Below are 19,444 nucleotides of genomic sequence, written 5' to 3' on the forward strand. Positions count from 1 at the left end.
AATTCATGTCGAACAACAATGATTCTGCAAATAGCTATGATTCATCGAGTATTAAAGTCCTTAAAGGGCTAGATGCTGTACGTAAACGTCCGGGGATGTATATCGGTGATACCGATGATGGTACAGGTCTGCACCACATGGTGTTTGAGGTGGTGGATAACTCCATCGATGAAGCCTTAGCTGGACATTGTTCTGACATCATCGTGACTATCCATGAAGATAACTCAGTATCGGTAAGCGATGATGGCCGTGGTATTCCAACTGAAATGCACCAAGAAGAAGGCGTTTCAGCGGCAGAAGTTATCATGACGGTACTGCACGCTGGTGGTAAATTCGACGATAACTCTTATAAAGTATCGGGCGGTTTGCACGGTGTAGGTGTGTCGGTAGTGAATGCCTTATCTGAAAAAGTGGAATTAACCATTAAACGTGGTGGTCACATTCATCAACAAGTTTATCGTCATGGTGTACCGGATGCCCCTCTTGCTGTGATTGGCGATACAACTGAAACCGGAACCAAAATCCGTTTTTGGCCAAGTGAAGAGACTTTCACCAACGTTGAATTCGTGTATGACATTTTAGCTAAGCGTCTGCGTGAACTGTCTTTCTTAAACTCAGGCATTTCAATTAAATTGACCGATGAGCGTGAAGAAGATAAAGGCGATCACTTTAAATTTGAAGGTGGTATTCAAGCGTTTGTTGAGCATTTAAACCGCAACAAAACCCCAATTCATCAGAAAGTCTTCCACTTTGATCATTACCGTGAAGAAGACGGCATTACTGTAGAAGTGGCGATGCAATGGAACGATGGTTTCCAAGAAGGCGTATATTGCTTTACCAACAACATTCCACAGCGTGATGGCGGTACGCACTTAGCCGGCTTCCGTGGTGCGTTAACTCGTACGTTAAATAACTTCATGGACAAAGAAGGCTACTCGAAGAAAGAGAAAGCCACCACGTCTGGCGATGATGCGCGTGAAGGTTTAACCGCAGTTGTTTCTGTGAAAGTGCCGGATCCAAAATTCTCAAGCCAAACCAAAGATAAACTGGTGTCTTCGGAAGTGAAGTCAGCGGTTGAATCGGCGATGAGTGAAAAATTAGCGGACTTCTTAATTGAAAACCCGAACGAAGCTAAAATCGTGTGTAGCAAAATCATTGATGCTGCGCGTGCTCGTGAAGCGGCGCGTAAAGCCCGTGAAATGACTCGTCGTAAAGGCGCGTTAGATTTAGCCGGTCTTCCAGGTAAACTGGCAGATTGCCAAGAGAAAGACCCAGCACTTTCTGAACTCTACATTGTGGAGGGTGATTCGGCAGGCGGCTCCGCAAAACAAGGCCGTAACCGTAAAAACCAAGCGATCTTACCGCTTAAAGGTAAAATCCTAAACGTAGAAAAAGCCCGTTTCGATAAAATGCTGTCTTCACAAGAAGTGGCTACGCTTATCACTGCACTTGGTTGTGGTATTGGCCGTGACGAGTACAACCCAGACAAATTGCGTTACCACCAAATCATCATCATGACCGATGCCGACGTCGATGGTTCGCACATTCGTACGCTGCTATTGACCTTCTTCTACCGTCAAATGCCGGAATTGATCGAACGCGGCTACATCTATATTGCTCAGCCACCGCTTTACAAAGTGAAGAAAGGTAAGCAAGAGCAATACATTAAAGATGAAGATGCGATGGAGCAATACCAAGCTGGTCTTGCTTTAGATAACGCCGAACTTTATGTGAACGAGAATGCGCCTGCACTGACCGGTGAAGCGCTAGAAAAACTGGTTCTTCAATATAACGAAGGCATGAAGCTTGTAAAACGCATGAGCCGTCGTTACCCATACGCGATGATCAACGAATTGACTTACATGCCACGTTTAACGGCTGAAATGTGTCAAGACGCGGATAAAGTTCAAGCTTGGGGCCAAAAGCTGGTTGAGCAGTTAAATGCGAAAGAAGTCGGTGCAAGCCAGTACTCTCTGGAAGTCGAAAAACATGAAGAGTTAGGCGTAAGCATTGCTAAGCTGGTGGTACGTACTCACGGTGTGATGCATGAATACGTAGTGTCTCTAGATTTATTGAATTCAAAAGAATATGGCCGCTTAGCGGATCTGTCTGAAGCATTGGATGGTCTAGTTGAAGATGGCGCTTATGTGAAACGTGGTGAGCGTAAGCAAGAAGTGTCTACCTTCTCTGAAGCACTGGATTGGTTAATCAAAGAGTCGCGTCGTGGCCTATCGCTACAACGCTACAAAGGTCTTGGTGAGATGAACCCAGATCAGCTTTGGGAAACCACCATGGACCCAGAAACACGTCGCATGATGCAAGTTACGATTGATGATGCCGTTGCATCGGATGAATTGTTCACTACCTTAATGGGTGATCAAGTTGAGCCACGTCGTAAGTTCATTGAAGACAACGCACTGAAAGTGGCTAACCTGGATGTGTAAAATCAGATGTGTAGACTCAGACGTGTAGCCTGAAACGCTCACTGAAATCTTTAAAGCCCTTTGTTGACGCAAAGGGTTTTTTTCTTTTAGGGGTAGAAAAATAGATTTAGGGATAGAAAAATAGATTAAAAATTTTTTAACAGTCCTCTTGAAAGCTATTTTGATGTCCATATATATGATTATGAAAGGGATGCTAATAAGCTCTGCGGCTCTTTGAATGAGAGTAGAGTTAGGCCCTGAAATCGCTGAATCTATTTCGCCTACGGGGTTATAGAACAGCACACAACTTAAAAACCGCAAGCTTCAGCTCGGGCTGAAATCTTGCACACTATTGATTAAATAGAAACTATTGCTTAAATAAAAGGATAGTATTATGCGTAATGTAGACTTCTCACCTTTATACCGTAACGCCATTGGTTTTGATCGTTTATTAAATCTAATGGAATCGAACAACGCCAAAAATTCATCAGGCGGTTACCCTCCATACAATATTGAGAAACAAGATGAAAACCATTTCCGCATCACCATGGCGGTCGCGGGTTTTTCTGAAGAAAATCTCGATATAACTCAGCACGAAAACATGCTGATTGTGCGTGGTGAACGTCAACCTGAAGAAGGTAAAAACTACGTTTACCAAGGTATTGCTGAACGTGATTTTGAGCGTAAATTCCAGCTTGCAGATTACGTGAAAGTGCTTAGCGCAGGTATGGAAAATGGCTTATTACACATCGACTTGGAACGCGAAATTCCAGAAGCGATGCAACCACGTAAAATTGCCATCAACGGTAAAGAGTTGTTAGAAAACAAATAATCTAGCAGCGAAAATATAAAGGAAGAGAAGGGTGCTGATGAGGCACCCTTTTTGTTTCTTTCTAGTTGATCTCATTTAGGTCGATTGATTAACCTTGTTGATAAGCCTTATTCACTTCCTCGGCAATAATTTCAATGCCGCGCTGCATGTCTTGTTCTTTCTGCACATAATTCATACGTAGACATTGGTGTGCGTGCTGCCAAGGTTTGCCATCATCCGAGGCGTCTTGGCCAAAGAAGAAATACTCACCTGGTACAATTAACACCCCACGGGCTTTTAATCGTTGATACAGTTCCATGGTGGTGATTGGCAGTTCATCAAACCATAGCCATAAGAAGATCGCGCCTTCCGGTTTATGAATTTTAAAGCGCGGATCGGGGATCGCTGCTTGCAGTAATTCCACCGCGTGTTGTGCTTTGGCTTGATAGTGCGGTTTGATGACGTTTTCACTGAGCGGCAAGAGATCGTTATTTTTGATCATATGCGTTGCTAGCGCCGGGCCAATACTGCATGGTGCCAGGTTGATGATGCCATTGATGTTGGTCATGGCTTGAGTCATTTCTTCACTCGCAATCACAATACCGCAACGCACACCCGGTAAACCTAATTTGGATAAGCTCATGCACAAAATGGTGTTGTCATTCCAAAATGGGGTTACATCTTCAAAGATGATATTAGGGAATGGTGTGCCATAGGCGTTATCTAAAATCAGTGGAATATTATTGTCTCGTGCTAGTTTATCGAGCTTTTTGACTTCGTCATCAGTGAGCACATTGCCGGTTGGGTTGGTGGGGCGTGACACACAAATTGCCGCGACGGAGTCATCGACTTGTACGTGTTCAAAATCGACGTGGTATTTGAACATGCGATTGTCGAGTAATTCAATTTCAGGGTGATAGGAAACAAAAATGTCTTCATCAATACCCGCATCGCTGTAGCCAATGTATTCTGGTGCCAGCGGCAGTAAAATTTTCTTATGACTACCATCGGCTTGCTTGCCAGCAAAAAGGTTAAACAAAGCAAAGAACGCACTTTGGCTGCCGTTGGTAAGGCTGATATTCTTTTCGCTGATGTCCCAACCATAAGTGGTTTTCAGTAGCTCTGCGAGTGCTTGCAGAAAAACATTCTTACCTTGCGGGCCATCATAGTTGGTCATGGCAGAGATCAGGTCGCCGTTTTCCAGCATATCTTGACTGGCTTGCTTAAAGTAATCGAGCATTTCAGGTATCGCGGCAGGGTTGCCTCCACCGAGCATGATGGCACCCGGAGTACGTAGCCCATCATTAAGATCATCCATTAACTGGGTAATACCTGAATAGCGATTAAACTTGTCACCAAACTTAGAAAACTGCATAACGTCCTAACTCAACCTTGATTGTTCCTGTCTGCCTACAACTTTTTAACATAGGCTGTAAACCAGAACATACTTGATTGAGAGGACGATAGGAAGAGGCTAGGACGTATCAAAGGCAAATAAAAAAGCCATAATCAAATGATCATGGCTTTGATGAGAAAAGAGCTCTCTATTGGATGCGTTATTTTTGTAGCAGTGAAATGTCCGCGATCTGCAAGAACAAGTTACGTAGGTTGTTCAGCATGGTTAGGCGGTTTTTCTTCAAGGCTTCATCATCGGCCATGACCATCACGTTATCAAAGAAAGCATCAACCGGCTCACGAAGATCAGCAAGCTTGCTTAGTGCTTGTTGGTAATCGCCAGTGGCAAATGCTGGTTCTAACGCTTCGGTCATCACTTCAACATTTTCTGCTAGTGTTTTCTCAGCGTCTTCTTGAAGTAGAGCAAGATCGATATCTTGAGCTAATTCACCATCAAATTTCGCTAAGATGTTACCTACACGTTTGTTGGCTGCTGCTAGAGCTTCTGCGGCATCTAAATCGCGGAAGTGAGAAACAGCTTTCACGCGTTGGTCGAAATCCAGTGGTTTAGTTGGACGACGCGCCAATACCGCTTGAATGATATCAACGCTAAAGCCTTGGTCTTGATACCAAGCGCGGAAACGGCCTAGCATGAATTCCAGTACGTCTTCTTCAACGTTGGCATTGGTGAGTTTGTCACCTAGCAATTCTTTCGCTTTTGCGATCAGAACGGTTAAGTCTAGGTGGTAACCTTTCTCAACGATGATTCGCAAAATACCTAAAGAAGCACGACGCAATGCAAATGGATCCGAACCTTTTGGCGCTTGGCCAATACCGAAGATACCGACTAGCGTGTCCAGTTTATCCGCCATCGCAACCGAAGCGGCTACGTCTGAGCTTGGTAAGTCATCACCGGCAAAACGTGGCATGTATTGCTCGTTGAGTGCCACGGCAACTTCTTCGTCTTCACCGTCGTGGCGTGCGTAGTGCATACCCATAACGCCTTGAGTGTCAGTAAATTCGAACACCATTGAGGTCATCAAGTCGCATTTTGCGAGTAAGCCAGCGCGTTTAGATTTCTCAACGTCAGCACCGATCTGCTCTGCAATAAAGCCAGCAAGTTCAGTGATGCGGTCAGTTTTATCTTTGATTGTGCCCAATTGTTTTTGGAAGATTGCCGTTTCTAATTCAGGAAGGTGCGATTCCAAAGTACGTTTACGGTCAGTATTAAAGAAGAATTCTGCATCCGCCAAACGTGGGCGAACCACTTTCTCGTTACCTTCAATAACTTGACGAGGGTCTTTTGATTCAATGTTTGAAACAAAGATGAAGTTAGGAAGCAGCTTCTTGTTTGAGTCACCGTTTTTATGAGAATAGACGGGGAAGTATTTCTGATCGCCTTTCATGGTGTAAACCAAGGCTTCAGAAGGCACTTTTAGGAACTCTTCTTCAAACTTAGCGGTTAATACCACAGGCCATTCAACCAAAGACGTCACTTCTTCAACGAGGTCGTCTTCAAGATCAGCAACACCGCCAACCTCTGCTGCTGCTTTTTGAGAATCACGCAAAATGATCGCTTTACGCTCTTCGTAATCGGCCATGACTTTGCCTTTTTCAGCCAGTAGAGCCGGGTATTGATCCGCATTGTCGATGGTAAACTCGCGCTCACCCATGAAGCGGTGACCACGGATGGTGCGATCTGATGCCACACCTAGGATTTCGCCTGCGATCAGTTCATCACCAAATAAAACCGTGAGTGTTTTTACTGGACGGATGAATTGAGTTTCTTTGTCGCCCCAACGCATTGGTTTTGCGATAGGTAAGTTAGCCAGTGCTTTGGCAGCCATGTCGATAACCAAATCTTTCACCGCTTGGCCTTTGACTTCTTGTTTAAATAGCAGCCATTCACCTTTGTCGGTTTTTAGACGTTCAGCTTGGTCAACAGTAATACCATTACCACGCGCCCAACCTTGAGCTGCTTTGGTTGCATTGCCCTCTGCATCAAACGCTTGAGCAATCGCAGGTCCACGTTTTTCAACGATTTTGTCTTGTTGGCTTTCAGCAAGTTCTGCCACTTTAAGAGCTAAACGACGAGGAGCGGCATACCACTTCACACCGTTATGTGCGATTTCTGCGCTTTTTAGTTCGGCTTCAAAGTTAGCAGCAAACGCTTCAGCTAGAGTGCGAAGTTGCGTTGGTGGTAATTCTTCCGTACCTAATTCGATTAAGAAATTCTTCGCCATGATTACTTCTCCTCACCATTTTCTTTTTTACACATAGGGAAACCTAATGCTTCACGAGAAGCGTAGTAAGCTTCAGCAACCGATTTGGTTAGGTTGCGAATGCGTAAAATGTAGCGTTGACGCTCGGTAACAGAGATAGCTTTACGTGCATCAAGCAAGTTAAAGGCATGACCGGCTTTTAAAATGCGCTCGTAAGCGGGTAGCGGTAGCGGCTTTTCTAGCTCAAGAAGTTGTTTACATTCTTTTTCGCATTGGTCGAAGAAAGTAAATAGGAAATCTACGTCTGCGTGTTCGAAGTTGTAAGTCGATTGCTCAACCTCGTTTTGGTGGAAAATGTCACCGTAAGTCACTTTACCAAGTGGGCCATCTGTCCATACGAGATCGTAAACCGAATCCACACCTTGAATGTACATCGCTAAACGTTCGATACCGTAAGTGATTTCACCGGTAACGGGTTTACACTCTAGGCCACCTACTTGTTGGAAGTAAGTAAACTGAGTGACTTCCATGCCGTTTAGCCACACTTCCCAGCCTAAGCCCCATGCGCCTAGTGTTGGGTTTTCCCAGTTGTCTTCTACAAAGCGAATGTCGTGTACAAGCGGGTCAATACCTAACACTTCGAGTGAGCCAAGGTACAGCTCTTGAATGTTGTCAGGAGAAGGCTTGATGATCACTTGGAATTGGTAATAGTGTTGCAAACGGTTTGGGTTTTCACCGTAGCGGCCATCGGTTGGACGGCGAGATGGTTGCACGTAAGCCGTGGCAATTGGCTCTGGACCAATAGCGCGCAGGCAAGTCATCGGGTGCGAGGTCCCAGCGCCTACTTCCATATCTAAAGGTTGAACAATGGTACAGCCAACTTGGGCCCAATAATCCTGCAGCGCGAGGATCATCCCTTGAAAGGTTTTGACGTCGTATTTTTGCATAATGTGTTTTTGCCTGCTAAATCGCGCGAATTTCGAATAAAAAATTGTTTCTCAGTATAGCGAGTTCACTTATTCGCCTCAATGCGAACTTACAGTTAAACGCTTTAATCATTGAATCAAAATGGGTGAAATATTATCCTTTGCCGCAAAATTGCCACGAGATGGCTAAATAATAAAGTGTGAGTGAAGATATGTTTGATGTATTGCTATTAGCGTTGGCACTGAGTATGGATGCGTTTGCGGTTTCTATTGGATTGGGTGCAAAGGTGAGCTCGCAGCAACAAACTCCATTGAAATTAGCATTAAAAGCAGGCGTTTACTTTGGTGTATTTCAGGCGTTGATGCCCTTTATTGGCTTCTTAGGAGGTCATGGCGTTTTAGGCTGGATTGAAGAATATGCACCTTATATTGCCTTTGTTTTGTTGCTATTCATTGGCGCGAAAATGATTTATGAAGCGTTTTCTGAAGGCATTGAAGAAGACATCGCGCAAATTACTCACCGCGTGATGTTAACGCTTGCGATTGCCACCAGCGTGGATGCGATGGCGGCAGGGTTTAGCTTACCGCTTTTGGATGTGGATCCATTTATTGCGTGTGCTTTGATAGGTTTTGTCACATTTGGCTTTAGCTTTGCGGGCGTGTTTATTGGTCGTAAAAGCGGGACTTGGTTGGAAAGTCAGGCTGAGCTACTTGGTGGTGTGGTGTTGATCATAATGTCTTTCAAATTTTTACTGGTTTAAGCACTTTAATTTTCATCGTCTTGTCATCTTGCTCACTATAATAGGTATAACCCCTATAAATAATGAGGTGATGTTATGTTGACTCGCTACGCAGGAATCACACCAAAGAGCCAAAGCTATTTGTTCACTTTTGGTTTAGGGCTGACTTTATTGGGAATGGCGGTGACTGATTTGTGGTTACCAATGGTGGCTGGAGCCATCATTATGGCAGCCTTAGCTGTGGAGGCTTGGGTTCGGGTGTTGTATATCATCCCGATGAAACAACAGCTGCAAGAGTTAAAGGTAAAACTGGCGAGATTGGAAAGTAAAGAAATTTAATGAATAGGCCGCGTAAGGCAAACATGCGCGGCCTTTTTTATATAAGCGCTTTATTTACGCCAATCCTTTTTTGATCAAGAACTGATATGGCAACTCATCGGTGCTGGCGTGCAGTAATTGATGATCCATAAAGCGGCAAAAGCTCGGTATATCGCGAGTGGTCGATGGATCATCGGCAGTAATCAATAACACTTCGCCTTCTTGCATGGTACGAATGGTTTTTCTCACCATCATCACAGGTTCTGGGCAGCGTAGCCCTTGGGCATCTAAGGTTTTATTCACATTGTTAGGATCGAAGGTCATAACGGGTTAACTCTGATTGTGATGTTTGAAGATAATTGTGATCTGCGACGAAAAAAGAACCGAGATAATACTGATGATGAAAAAAAAGGCAATTGAGATTTTATTAATGACGTATTTGTGACTACGTTTTGATTAGGGCAAATATTCCAAACGTGTAGGGAACGTCGAGGAAATTTATTGCTCCAGCTTCCAATCTGAATCTTACTTATCTTTCGCCGCTATTGATCGCCAATAGCGGCATTTTTTCTGCTTATTTGTCACTGTTTGCGTTGTTATTGGTCTGTATTAGGCTGGCCAATCAATGTCTTCACCGGCGTGCTTTTCACATTCAGTTTTCACTAATGAGAACAGTTCCGCGCCAGTTTTAGAGCAAATCCATTGTTCGCCATCGTATTTAAAGTGGTAGCCACCGGATTTAGACGCAAGCCAGATTTCATGCATTGGCTCTTGGCGGTTAATGATGATTTGGCTACGGTCTTCAAATTCTAATGTCATGACATTGCCTGACACATCGAAATCAATATCGGCCTCAGATTCATCAATCGCTTCTTCAATACGCGTCATTTGCAGGTCGACTAATTGGTGAAATTCCGTATCGTTCATATTGTCATTGTCCTATGGTTTTTATGCTTCAGCCTATAATTGAAACTTGGCTATTAAGGTATTCGCAACCAAGGTGTGCAAATCGTGTTGCAATCACTGGCTTGGCTATTGCTTTTCTTGTGTGTGGTGCGATTATAGGGGGCATTGAATGATTAATCACGATATCAGAATGAAAAAATTAACGTTTAGCTTACTGACTGTAGCGATTTTAGTCTTAGCAGGTTGTGGTCAAACTGGCCCGCTTTACTTGCCACAAGATGAGCCTGAGCCAGTCAATACCGGTGAAGTATCGATTAAAGGTTCTGATGGCAGTGTGACCGTCAAGCCGGTTGAAACCACGCAACCAGAACCCGCAACAGAAGTGACGGAGCCAGCCGAGGCTCAACAAGCAGAATAAGGAAAACAGATTGGACTTTTTTAATTATCAGGATGATGGCCAACTTTGGGCTGAAAATGTCTCTTTAACTCAACTGGCTGAGCAATATGGCACGCCGCTGTATGTGTATTCTCGTGCCACATTAGAGCGTCACTGGAAAGCCTTTGATTCTGCGGTGGGTGAACATCCACACTTGGTGTGTTATGCGGTGAAAGCCAACTCTAATATTGGTGTCCTTAACGTGCTTGCTCGCTTAGGTTCTGGCTTTGATATCGTGTCGGGCGGTGAACTTGAGCGTGTGATTGCCGCTGGTGGCGACCCGAAAAAAGTGGTGTTCTCTGGTGTTGGCAAAACCCGCGCAGAAATGAAGCGTGCGTTAGAGCTTGGCATTAAATGTTTTAATGTGGAATCGGAACCTGAACTTGAGCGTTTAAACCAAGTGGCCGGTGAATTAGGTGTCAAAGCGCCTATTTCTCTGCGCATTAACCCAGATGTTGACGCGCACACTCATCCTTATATTTCTACCGGTTTACGTGATAACAAATTTGGTATCGCCTTTGATCGCGCGCCGCAAGTGTACAAGTTTGCTAGCAGCCTAGAGAATTTAGACGTACATGGCATTGACTGTCATATTGGTTCGCAGCTAACTGAGCTTGCACCATTTATTGATGCCACTGATCGTCTATTGGCGCTGATCGATAACCTTTCTGAGCAAGGTATTCATATTCGTCATCTTGATGTCGGTGGTGGCTTAGGTGTGGTGTATCGTGATGAATTGCCACCACAGCCTTCGGATTACGCCAAAGCCTTACTATCACGCTTGGAAAATCATAGCCACCTTGAGTTGGTGTTCGAGCCTGGTCGCGCTATCGCAGCTAATGCAGGCATCTTGCTGACTAAGGTTGAACTGCTAAAACTAACGGAGCACAAAAACTTTGCCGTGATTGATGCGGCGATGAACGACATGATCCGTCCTTCTTTGTATCAAGCTTGGATGAATATTGTGCCTGTTGCGCCACGTCAAGGTACGCCTATGACTTACGATTTGGTTGGCCCAATTTGCGAAACCGGTGATTTTATCGGTAAAGATCGCGAATTGGTGATTGAAGAAGGCGACCTATTAGCGGTCCGTTCGGCGGGTGCTTATGGCTTTGTGATGTCGTCCAACTACAATACTCGTACCCGCGCGGCGGAAATCATGGTTGATGGCGACCAAGCTCATGTTGTGCGTCAACGTGAACAATTAAGCAGTTTGTGGGAATTGGAATCCATCCTTCCCCAATAAATTGAGCATGCTATGCCCTGACGAGTGATCGTTAGGGCATTTATTTTATTTGAATACATGAGGCGATATGCATTTCCACTTTTCTAAAATGCATGGTTTGGGTAATGACTTTATGGTGGTCGACTGTATCACCCAAAACATCTTCTTTTCACCTGATTTGATCCGTCGTTTGGCTGACCGCCATACTGGCGTGGGTTTTGATCAATTATTGGTAGTAGAAGCGCCCTACGACCCAGAAACCGATTTTCATTATCGTATTTTTAATTCCGATGGTAGCGAAGTAGAACAATGTGGTAACGGTGCACGTTGTTTCGCTCGATTTGTGCGTATGAAAGGCTTAACCAATAAATACAGTATCAATGTCAGCACGAAAAAAGGCCGTATGGTGCTGAAGGTGGAAAGCCTAGATTCGGTGACTGTGAACATGGGACAGCCGATATTTGAGCCAAGTAAGATCCCGTTCAAAGCAAAACAAGCGGAAAAGACCTATATTTTACGAGCAGGCGAACACACCTTATTTTGTGGTGCAGTGAGCATGGGCAATCCACATGTGGTGACCATCGTCGATGATGTAGATAATTTCGATGTGGATAACGTTGGCCCATTGCTTGAGTCGCATGAGCGTTTCCCTGAGCGAGTGAATGCCGGCTTTATGCAAATCATCGATCGTAATAACGTGAAATTGCGGGTTTACGAACGAGGCGCCGGTGAAACGCAAGCCTGTGGTAGTGGCGCATGTGGTGCTGTTGCGGTCGGTATTAACCAAGGTTTGCTCGACCCTGAAGTGACGGTGCAATTGCCGGGCGGTAAGTTGCGTATTTTCTGGCAAGGACCAGGTAAACCTTTATACATGACCGGCCCAGTGGCTCATGTGTATGATGGCCAAATTAGTTGTTAAATTAGATATAGAGTGAGTAATGCAAGCGGATCATTTGACTGCTGAAACGGTAGCAGAATACTTAAAAGACCACCCTGACTTTTTTATCCAACGACCAGAGTTGGTTGAACGGCTTGCGTTTTCACACCATCAACAAGGCGCGGTATCTTTAGTTGAAATTCAGATGCGTCGTCAGCGTCAGCGTATTGAAGAGTTAGAAGAAGAGATCACTCACATGATGTCTCTTGCGGCGAAAAATGATCGTACTTTTCATCAGTTGATGGAATTACAGCAGTCGGTTTTAGCCTCTCAGTCCTTGACCTCACTCATTCAACAAGTTGAGCACTATAGCCGTCAAATTGGTCTATCTTCGCATTTATTATTACTGGAGCACCAACATTCCGATTGGGCATTGTCGCGCGAAACATTAAAACGTTTTATGACCAATCATCTTAATGGCAAATCGGCTTATTTAGGCCGCTTAAATCGCCAAGACCGTCACGCTTTATTTGGTGGCGATCGCTTTAGCAATAATGAATTATCAGAACTGGGTTCGTATGTGATCTTGCCGCTGAATCCATCTAACCCGATTGGCTTGCTTGCTTTTTCCAGCCAAGAAGGCGGGCACTTCCAGCCGGAAATGGACACCTTGTTTTTGCGTCATCTCGCCTCGGTGGTCACTTTTATGGTGAAGCATTTAAGCCAAGTGGATGAGGCGTTTGAGCCAGTAAAAACATTAAGCTGTGCCAATGAGTCTTAACTTACCAGAAGACATGCAAACCTCATTACAGCGCTTTTATGATTACCTGCATCATGAAAGAGGGTTAAGCGCGCACACACAAGCGAACTATCAGCGTCAATTGTCGATTATGGCCGAGCAACTGCATCAGCTCGGCATCCAACATTGGCAACAAGTCGATGCCGCCTGGGTAAGGCAACTGATCGCCAAAGCCAATCGCGAAGGGTTAAAGCCCAGCAGTATTGGTACGCGTTTATCCTCTTTACGCAGCTTTTTTGATTATTTGATTTCAATTGATGAACTCAGTGCTAACCCTGCCAAAGGAGTGGCTGCGCCGAAGAAAAAGCGCCCACTGCCGAAAAACCTCGATATTGATGAAGTCGGTCAGTTATTGGAAGTCAATGACGATGACCCTTTAGCCATTCGAGATCGCGCCATGATGGAATTGATGTACGGTGCGGGATTGCGTTTGGCCGAGTTAGTTAGCATTGATGTCAATCATGTACAAGTCAGCTCGGGCGAGATTCGCGTGATTGGTAAAGGCAATAAAGAACGTAAAGCCCCATTTTCTGGTCAAGCCAAAGAGTGGCTGGCTCGATGGTTAACAGTGCGTGCAACCTTAGCCAGTGAAACTGAGTCGGCGTTATTTGTTTCCAAACGTGGTAGCCGTATTTCGCATCGAAACGTGCAAAAACGCATGGAAGAGTGGGGCATTAAGCAAGGGGTTTCTAGCCATATTAGCCCGCATAAATTGCGCCATTCGTTTGCGACTCACATGTTGGAGTCGAGTCAAAACTTACGTGCGGTGCAAGAATTACTGGGGCACGAAAATATTTCCACTACCCAAATTTACACTAGTTTAGACTTTCAACATCTGGCTAAGGTGTATGACAACGCCCACCCACGTGCGAAAAAGAGCCGTTCACCGGATTCAGAGCAGGAATAAGCGTCAAGCATTCTATTATGAAATATAAAGCCTTATAAGGAGTCATCATGGCACTGAGATTTTACCGCAACCTGCCAACCATTAAGGCGATGACCTTTGATCTCGATGACACCTTATATGACAACCACCCGGTGATTCGCGATCTGGAACAAAAGACCGAGCAATGGCTTCATGCCCATCACCCGATCAGCCAAGAAATGCCGCACCAAGCGTGGCGTCAGTTAAAAAATCAGTTAGCCAAGCAAACCCCTTTTTTGCAAAGTGATGTCAGCGAGTGGCGTTATCAGCAGATCCGTCAGGGATTAATGCATTTGGGTTACGATGATCCAAAAGCTTCTCAAGCAGCGAAAACGGCGATGGATCAAGTGCTGATTTGGCGTCATCAAATCGATGTGCCGGATCTCACCCACCAAGTGATGGCTAAACTCAAACAGCAAATGCCGCTGATCGCGATCACCAATGGTAACGTCAACCCAAGTAAAATCGGCCTAGGTGATTATTTTGATCTGGTGCTGAACGCCGGCCCCGACGGATGGGCTAAACCACATGGACAAATGTTTGAAACCGCATTAGCGCATTTAGGTTTACCGGCAGCTAACGTCTTACATGTCGGCGATAACCTGACTTCCGATGTTGCTGGAGCGAAATACGCCGGCATGAGCGCGTGTTGGATTAATGATTACCACAAATCGCTGAAACATGAAGATTATGGGCGAGTGCTACCGGATGTTGAGATTACTGCGCTTGAGGATTTGTTGATTATCGGTTGCTCGTAGCTAGGGCGCTGCGCTTCGAGACCCGAGACCCGAGCAGCGAAGCGCCCGAGTACCTAGCTACGTTTCCGTCCTATTCACGAGACTCGAAAACCCTATGCTCCCTATCCGCCTCATACATCTTCAAAAACAACTCAAAATACTGTTGTAGTGTTGATAAATCCTGCTTCGGATTCAGTTGCTGCAACAGATTTATTCCTACCTCACAGGTACATAAATTGCCTTGTGTTTGATTACGGCGCAGGCTGTAGCTAGAGAGCTGAGCAGCAGACAGAGAGACTTTAGGTAAGGCTTGCAGCCACGGGCTTTTGTTGAGCATTTTTTTCGCTTCTTGCCAGGTGCCATCCAAGATAATAAACAATGCAGAACCCGTCAAAGGCTTCGATTTGATGGTATCTAAATCAATCGCTTGTTCGCTTGGAAACAACAAATAGGTCGCTTGTTGGGGGATTTGCTCAAGCAGTTTGGCGGGTGGATTGACTCTATCCCATACATGAACCTCACAGTTGGATAGGCTATGGCTGAGTAGTTTACCTGTATTGGTGGCACGTTTGAGCTCGTTAGGGTGAGTGAGCAGCGCAATGTGAGCATTGATCTCAAGCTTGGGTGTATGGATGCAGACACATTGGTAGCGCAAGCCACATTGAGGGCATGACGGAGTGCTGGGCTTAGTTGGGTTTGGTGACATTCGGCTTTAAGTGATGATGAAAACACCGCCTTAGTTTACATTTTTATCCCTTGTTGCGCTGCACTGATGTTATCGGAGAATAGTGTTACGTTGCCTTTTTTATCGCTTACTGGCGCAGTAGAGGCATTAATCGGGTAGCTGACGCCGGTGTATTCCATGACATGATTGGCTGCTTTTGCGCCACCACCACTCACTGGAATAATCAAATCACGCCAGCCGAAGTGATGGTAATTGGTGACCTGAATCGGAGTGCGGACTTGGGTAATACGGCTGTTAAATTGCCATTCATTATCACGATTTTCAAACATCAAAACCGTACAGCCGCCGGAACCACACCAATCAGTGAGGACAAATAGTTCCGGCTTTTGGTCGTTGTTTATATCGTAGGTCAGCCAGCGATAACGGTTATTCTTTGGGTCAGTGCGGTTGATTTTGAAATAATGTCGAATGGTGGCATCAACCTGAGCATTGTACTGATTGCTGCCGACAATGTTCGCTGCCGCTAGAGCCGTGATGGCTCCTTGAGTCGCGGCCTGATCGGCTGGCACCATGCTGGTTTCCACTTTCATTTTTTGTACCGTTAATCCATCGGTACCCAGTTGGTATTCCATGCCATTGACGATTTCTTTTTCCGCTTTAAGCTGGAAGCCATCAATGGTGAAGATGCGTAAGGCATTGAATTGATTGCCATCATGCTCCGTCATCAAGACGTGAATGGTATCCTCATTTTGTTGCCAAAAGCCGGTTTCAATTAAGCTAGGGTCACCGTTTTGATATGTATAACGAGTGGTGGCAGTATGATCTGCATTCAGCTCTAATGTGGTGATCAAGCCTGCCTGCGCTTTGCTTTGATATGTGCCTACCCAATCCTGCGCACTTTGACTCGCGGCTTGTTGTTGGCTTTGCTGAATAAATAGCTGCTCATCGACTCGATTTGCCGTAGTAAGTTCATCACTGTTGGCCATTTCAACCGGCTCACTTTGGGCGAGTAATTGCGGTTCATCTGGCTGGCTAGAACAAGCGCTGAGCAATAACAGCAGTGAAAAACTCAATGGGATTGTATAAGCCTTCATGGTATTTTCATCCTTAATAGATACGATTACGAAAGGTCAACAGACCGTAGGGCCTGTTGATCCTTCGTGATGATTTTTGCAGCGAATTGTTGGGTATTTAAACAAGGCAGAGGCTCCGTGGTGTAGCTAGCCTACACGAGGAGCCGATAACGCAGTATAAATACCCAACAAACGCTGCCCGAAGGGTTCGGCTAAAAGCGTTTTATGCTTCGTTAAGTCTCATTTACTTAGAATAACTAGGCTACAATCGACTTGCCTTGCCTAAAACGCTTTTATCTCGAACAAAATTTAACCACGAAAGTTCAACAGGCCCTAGTAGACTGACCGGGCAACAGAAGGTTCATTATGGCATATTGGTTATTCAAAACAGAACCGGATACCTTTTCGATTGATACGCTACGTGTACAAAAAGTGGCATGTTGGGAGGGAGTCCGCAATTATCAAGCAAGAAACATGTTACGTGATGAAGTGAAAGTCGGTGATCAAGTGCTGATTTATCATTCTTCATGCAAAGAGATCGGAGTGGCGGGGATAGCGAAAGTGGTAAAAGAAGCCTATCCCGATCATTTTCAATTTGATCCTGAAAGCCCATATTTTGATATTAAATCCGATCCCAGCAACCCTCGTTGGATGATGGTGGATATTGAGTTTGTGCGTAAGTTTGAACGTATTGTCACACTAGCAGAATTGAAAGCCATTCCCGAGCTGGAAAATATGCCGTTAGTAAAACGCGGCAATCGTTTATCCATCATGCCCGTCACCGAAGAAGAGTGGCAGATAATCTTGCACCAAGAATAAAATTAGCTGCGATTGATATTAAATTGGTAAATACAAAAATGGCGACCGTCACTTCAAGGTGTGGGTCGCCATTTTGCCTTTCAGGGAGAAAGGGCGTTGGATTATAGCAGGTGATCTTCTAAGTAATGGGCGACGGCTTCATCGGCGCTGCTGCCAATGATTTCGTGATTAGGCAGGGCTTGCATCACTTTGTGGTGAGCGGTACCCATAACTAAACCTTTGTGCGCCGCTTCCAGCATTTCCACATCGTTCATGCCATCACCAAAAGCAATACAATGCTCAAGATCTTTGCCTAATGCTTGTGCCACCGCTTTCAGTGCGTCGCCTTTTGAGACGTTCGGTGCCATCATTTCTAAGCAAGTCGGAGTCGAGAAAGCAATGCTGAGTTTGTCACCAAATTGCTCTTTCAATTGCTGTTCGTACTGTGCTAGGTGGTCATGATCTGGGTGAGTAAAGAACAGTTTTGCCACATCTTGAGTCGGTGCGTTATCGACATCGAAAACCGTGTAATTAAAGCCAGATTCTTGGTGATGTTTGCTTAAGCTCAAATCTTCTTTATCAGTCAGCCAATCGTCGCTGCGGTAGATATGAATGCGTAGGCTAGGGTCTTGTTTCAGAATATCGACAATCGGTTGGATGACCTCTTCTGGTAAGTTTTTGCTATACATTAATTGATTGTCAGGGCTGTGCACACGCGCCCCGTTTGATGTGATCATGTAAGCTGGAATGCCCGCAATACTACGGAAAGTGGCGACATCCACATGGTGACGACCAGTGGCAAAAATAAACGTCATGCCTTGTTGGTGCAGTTTCTTCAAGGTTTGCTTAGTGAGTTCACCGAGCGTGTGGTCAGGAAGCAGCAAAGTACCATCAAGATCGGATGCGACAATACGCACATCTTGTAAATCAGTTTGAGAAAGCGGAGTGTTTGACATATTGCCTCTAAAAAATCACTTTAATTGAATTGAAAATAGTCTACTTGAATTTAAGAGGAAAAAAGAGGGTAAAGGTCATTCTTGTTTGTTTCCTCTTTTAGCCGTCTTTATCCTTTAGTGTTGGGCAAAAAAATCCAAACACAGTTGCAGAGCTTGAACACGCAGCTCATCACTTTCAAACAGCAACTCGTGGCGTGCTCCATTAATGATTTCTAATTGACCTCGTCCGTGATGAACCAGGTTGAGTTTTTTGATAAAGCGGCGTTGAGCGGCATTATCGACAATCGTATCTTGCCCTGCCTGCATCAATAGCACAGGAATGGTGATTTTTTCCACTTCTAGGCTACAGCGCTTGGCGGCTAATAAGGATTGATTAACCCAATGACTGCTTGGCCCACCTAATTGAATCTCGGGTTGGCGGTCATATAAATCGCGGAACCATTGATAGCGCAGCTCACTATGGGTTAAGTGGTTATTGGTAAAAGGTTTGGCTACATAGGCTTTTTGCCCAGGAGCATAGTTTGGTAATGGACTGCGAGCCGCCATCCATTTGGTTAATGGTGCAGAAAACGGGCGCAAATACCATTGCATTTGAATACCGATCATCGGGGCACTTAACGCAATCGCATCAAACGGATGGTCGGGATGGGTTTGAATATAGCGAGTGGAGATCGCGCCGCCCATAGAGTGAGCCAAAATGAACGATTTATCGTAGCGGCTAAAGTCAAACGCTGTGACCACATGGTGCATGTCTTGAATGTAATGATCAAAGTGCTCGACATGGCCGATTTGGCGATCGTCACAACAGCGCTCCGACATGCCTTGTCCACGGTGATCATACGAATACACGTCGTAGCCTTGTTCGGTCAGATCCCAGAATAACTCTTGGTATTTATAGGCACTTTCGATACGGCCATTGACGACAAAAATCGCTTTGGTGTTTTCTTTTTTGGTAAACGAAACCCAATACAGCTGTTTACCCTGTTCACCAGAGATAAAGCCTTCATTTCGTGTTTGCCAGAAAGGCGCTAAGGTCTGTTGTGAAAATTCAATAAACTGATGTTCACGTTGCCATTGTTCTTGTTGGCATTGTTTTTGTTGCCTCGGCGGGTTAGGGTTTTTCATATCACATCTGTATTGCTTGGCTCGAAGTGAGCGACATTGATGGTTCCCACTATGCCATTTTTTACCC

19 protein-coding genes and 1 pseudogene are annotated in these 19,444 nt (G+C 45.1%); 11 read left to right on the forward strand and 9 right to left on the reverse strand.

All coding sequences use genetic code 11. The annotated features are described in order from the left end of the window. Positions 1–5 precede the first annotated feature (5 nt). Positions 6–2,444, forward strand: a complete 2,439-nt coding sequence (gyrB, locus tag Vgang_RS00070; RefSeq protein WP_105902973.1) for a DNA topoisomerase (ATP-hydrolyzing) subunit B — start codon at positions 6–8, stop codon at positions 2,442–2,444. Positions 2,445–2,817: 373 nt separating this feature from the next. Then, the gene (locus Vgang_RS00075; protein WP_105902974.1) at positions 2,818–3,255 is read left to right on the forward strand and encodes an Hsp20 family protein; all 438 of its coding nucleotides are present in this window, start codon (positions 2,818–2,820) and stop codon (positions 3,253–3,255) included. An 88-nt stretch (positions 3,256–3,343) separates the two neighbouring features. Here Vgang_RS00075 and Vgang_RS00080 read toward each other — a convergent pair whose 3' ends face one another. The 3 genes from Vgang_RS00080 to glyQ all read right to left on the reverse strand — a co-directional run bounded on the left by Vgang_RS00080 (position 3,344) and on the right by glyQ (position 7,798). Then, a complete protein-coding gene (locus tag Vgang_RS00080) occupies positions 3,344–4,609 on the reverse strand; it encodes a valine--pyruvate transaminase (protein ID WP_105902975.1) in 1,266 nt (421 codons plus the stop codon). Positions 4,610–4,790: 181 nt separating this feature from the next. Continuing rightward, positions 4,791–6,872 (reverse strand): glycine--tRNA ligase subunit beta, encoded by a 2,082-nt coding sequence (gene glyS, locus Vgang_RS00085; RefSeq protein WP_105902976.1) that lies wholly within the window; start codon positions 6,870–6,872, stop codon positions 4,791–4,793. 2 nt (positions 6,873–6,874) lie between these two features. Then, positions 6,875–7,798, reverse strand: coding sequence for a glycine--tRNA ligase subunit alpha (gene glyQ / locus Vgang_RS00090; RefSeq protein WP_105902977.1), 924 nt, complete (start codon positions 7,796–7,798; stop codon positions 6,875–6,877). A 191-nt stretch (positions 7,799–7,989) separates the two neighbouring features. Between glyQ and Vgang_RS00095 the strand changes: the two genes are divergently transcribed. Further along, the gene (locus tag Vgang_RS00095) at positions 7,990–8,538 is read left to right on the forward strand and encodes a manganese efflux pump MntP (protein WP_105902978.1); all 549 of its coding nucleotides are present in this window, start codon (positions 7,990–7,992) and stop codon (positions 8,536–8,538) included. 75 nt (positions 8,539–8,613) lie between these two features. Then, on the forward strand, positions 8,614–8,856 hold the full coding sequence (locus Vgang_RS00100) for a hypothetical protein (protein ID WP_105902979.1): 243 nt from the start codon (positions 8,614–8,616) through the stop codon (positions 8,854–8,856). A 54-nt stretch (positions 8,857–8,910) separates the two neighbouring features. Here Vgang_RS00100 and tusA read toward each other — a convergent pair whose 3' ends face one another. Next, on the reverse strand, positions 8,911–9,159 hold the full coding sequence (tusA, locus tag Vgang_RS00105) for a sulfurtransferase TusA (RefSeq protein WP_105902980.1): 249 nt from the start codon (positions 9,157–9,159) through the stop codon (positions 8,911–8,913). A gap of 285 nt (positions 9,160–9,444) precedes the next feature. Continuing rightward, positions 9,445–9,762 (reverse strand): iron donor protein CyaY, encoded by a 318-nt coding sequence (gene cyaY / locus Vgang_RS00110; protein ID WP_105902981.1) that lies wholly within the window; start codon positions 9,760–9,762, stop codon positions 9,445–9,447. Between the two features lie 169 nt (positions 9,763–9,931). Here cyaY and lptM point away from each other — a divergent pair. The 6 genes and pseudogenes from lptM to yigB all read left to right on the forward strand — a co-directional run. Then, positions 9,932–10,021, forward strand: a pseudogene (gene lptM, locus Vgang_RS17145) (LPS translocon maturation chaperone LptM); the annotation flags it as partial. A 148-nt stretch (positions 10,022–10,169) separates the two neighbouring features. Beyond that, a complete protein-coding gene (gene lysA, locus Vgang_RS00120; RefSeq protein WP_105902982.1) occupies positions 10,170–11,423 on the forward strand; it encodes a diaminopimelate decarboxylase in 1,254 nt (417 codons plus the stop codon). A gap of 67 nt (positions 11,424–11,490) precedes the next feature. Continuing rightward, positions 11,491–12,321, forward strand: coding sequence for a diaminopimelate epimerase (gene dapF / locus Vgang_RS00125; protein WP_105902983.1), 831 nt, complete (start codon positions 11,491–11,493; stop codon positions 12,319–12,321). Between the two features lie 19 nt (positions 12,322–12,340). Then, a complete protein-coding gene (locus tag Vgang_RS00130) occupies positions 12,341–13,060 on the forward strand; it encodes a DUF484 family protein (protein ID WP_105902984.1) in 720 nt (239 codons plus the stop codon). Beyond that, positions 13,050–13,985, forward strand: coding sequence for a tyrosine recombinase XerC (xerC, locus tag Vgang_RS00135; protein WP_105902985.1), 936 nt, complete (start codon positions 13,050–13,052; stop codon positions 13,983–13,985). The genes Vgang_RS00130 and xerC overlap by 11 nt, the downstream gene beginning before the upstream one ends. Positions 13,986–14,038: 53 nt before the next feature. Further along, complete coding sequence (gene yigB, locus Vgang_RS00140; RefSeq protein ID WP_105903024.1) at positions 14,039–14,761, forward strand: 5-amino-6-(5-phospho-D-ribitylamino)uracil phosphatase YigB; 723 nt, start codon at positions 14,039–14,041, stop codon at positions 14,759–14,761. Between the two features lie 70 nt (positions 14,762–14,831). Here yigB and Vgang_RS00145 read toward each other — a convergent pair whose 3' ends face one another. Further along, positions 14,832–15,446: a tRNA-uridine aminocarboxypropyltransferase gene (locus Vgang_RS00145; RefSeq protein ID WP_105902986.1), complete on the reverse strand. Its 615-nt coding sequence runs from the start codon at positions 15,444–15,446 to the stop codon at positions 14,832–14,834. A 35-nt stretch (positions 15,447–15,481) separates the two neighbouring features. After that, positions 15,482–16,519 (reverse strand): hypothetical protein, encoded by a 1,038-nt coding sequence (locus tag Vgang_RS00150; RefSeq protein ID WP_105902987.1) that lies wholly within the window; start codon positions 16,517–16,519, stop codon positions 15,482–15,484. 345 nt (positions 16,520–16,864) lie between these two features. On the opposite strand from Vgang_RS00150, the gene Vgang_RS00155 reads away from it, so the two are divergent. Then, positions 16,865–17,317 carry an EVE domain-containing protein gene (locus tag Vgang_RS00155; protein WP_105902988.1) on the forward strand — a complete coding sequence of 151 codons (453 nt, stop codon included), beginning with the start codon at positions 16,865–16,867 and terminating at the stop codon, positions 17,315–17,317. Between the two features lie 101 nt (positions 17,318–17,418). Here Vgang_RS00155 and Vgang_RS00160 read toward each other — a convergent pair whose 3' ends face one another. Together Vgang_RS00160 and Vgang_RS00165 are read right to left on the reverse strand one after the other, a co-directional pair. Then, the gene (locus tag Vgang_RS00160; protein WP_105902989.1) at positions 17,419–18,252 is read right to left on the reverse strand and encodes a Cof-type HAD-IIB family hydrolase; all 834 of its coding nucleotides are present in this window, start codon (positions 18,250–18,252) and stop codon (positions 17,419–17,421) included. A gap of 114 nt (positions 18,253–18,366) precedes the next feature. Continuing rightward, complete coding sequence (locus Vgang_RS00165) at positions 18,367–19,377, reverse strand: alpha/beta fold hydrolase (RefSeq protein ID WP_105902990.1); 1,011 nt, start codon at positions 19,375–19,377, stop codon at positions 18,367–18,369. Positions 19,378–19,444: the final 67 nt, after the last annotated feature.

This window comes from Vibrio gangliei, assembly GCF_026001925.1.
In the GTDB taxonomy this organism is placed as follows: domain Bacteria; phylum Pseudomonadota; class Gammaproteobacteria; order Enterobacterales; family Vibrionaceae; genus Vibrio; species Vibrio gangliei.

What these genes read in the sequence shown, in the direction of transcription:
- gyrB (WP_105902973.1), top strand. Translation starts at nt 6, where the DNA reads ATGTCGAACAACAATGATTCTGCAAATAGCTATGATTCATCGAGTATT.
- Vgang_RS00075 (WP_105902974.1), top strand. Translation starts at nt 2,818, where the DNA reads ATGCGTAATGTAGACTTCTCACCTTTATACCGTAACGCCATTGGTTTT.
- Vgang_RS00080 (WP_105902975.1), bottom strand. Translation starts at nt 4,609, where the DNA reads ATGCAGTTTTCTAAGTTTGGTGACAAGTTTAATCGCTATTCAGGTATT.
- glyS (WP_105902976.1), bottom strand. Translation starts at nt 6,872, where the DNA reads ATGGCGAAGAATTTCTTAATCGAATTAGGTACGGAAGAATTACCACCA.
- glyQ (WP_105902977.1), bottom strand. Translation starts at nt 7,798, where the DNA reads ATGCAAAAATACGACGTCAAAACCTTTCAAGGGATGATCCTCGCGCTG.
- Vgang_RS00095 (WP_105902978.1), top strand. Translation starts at nt 7,990, where the DNA reads ATGTTTGATGTATTGCTATTAGCGTTGGCACTGAGTATGGATGCGTTT.
- Vgang_RS00100 (WP_105902979.1), top strand. Translation starts at nt 8,614, where the DNA reads ATGTTGACTCGCTACGCAGGAATCACACCAAAGAGCCAAAGCTATTTG.
- tusA (WP_105902980.1), bottom strand. Translation starts at nt 9,159, where the DNA reads ATGACCTTCGATCCTAACAATGTGAATAAAACCTTAGATGCCCAAGGG.
- cyaY (WP_105902981.1), bottom strand. Translation starts at nt 9,762, where the DNA reads ATGAACGATACGGAATTTCACCAATTAGTCGACCTGCAAATGACGCGT.
- dapF (WP_105902983.1), top strand. Translation starts at nt 11,491, where the DNA reads ATGCATTTCCACTTTTCTAAAATGCATGGTTTGGGTAATGACTTTATG.
- Vgang_RS00130 (WP_105902984.1), top strand. Translation starts at nt 12,341, where the DNA reads ATGCAAGCGGATCATTTGACTGCTGAAACGGTAGCAGAATACTTAAAA.
- xerC (WP_105902985.1), top strand. Translation starts at nt 13,050, where the DNA reads ATGAGTCTTAACTTACCAGAAGACATGCAAACCTCATTACAGCGCTTT.
- Vgang_RS00145 (WP_105902986.1), bottom strand. Translation starts at nt 15,446, where the DNA reads ATGTCACCAAACCCAACTAAGCCCAGCACTCCGTCATGCCCTCAATGT.
- Vgang_RS00150 (WP_105902987.1), bottom strand. Translation starts at nt 16,519, where the DNA reads ATGAAGGCTTATACAATCCCATTGAGTTTTTCACTGCTGTTATTGCTC.
- Vgang_RS00155 (WP_105902988.1), top strand. Translation starts at nt 16,865, where the DNA reads ATGGCATATTGGTTATTCAAAACAGAACCGGATACCTTTTCGATTGAT.
- Vgang_RS00160 (WP_105902989.1), bottom strand. Translation starts at nt 18,252, where the DNA reads ATGTCAAACACTCCGCTTTCTCAAACTGATTTACAAGATGTGCGTATT.
- Vgang_RS00165 (WP_105902990.1), bottom strand. Translation starts at nt 19,377, where the DNA reads ATGAAAAACCCTAACCCGCCGAGGCAACAAAAACAATGCCAACAAGAA.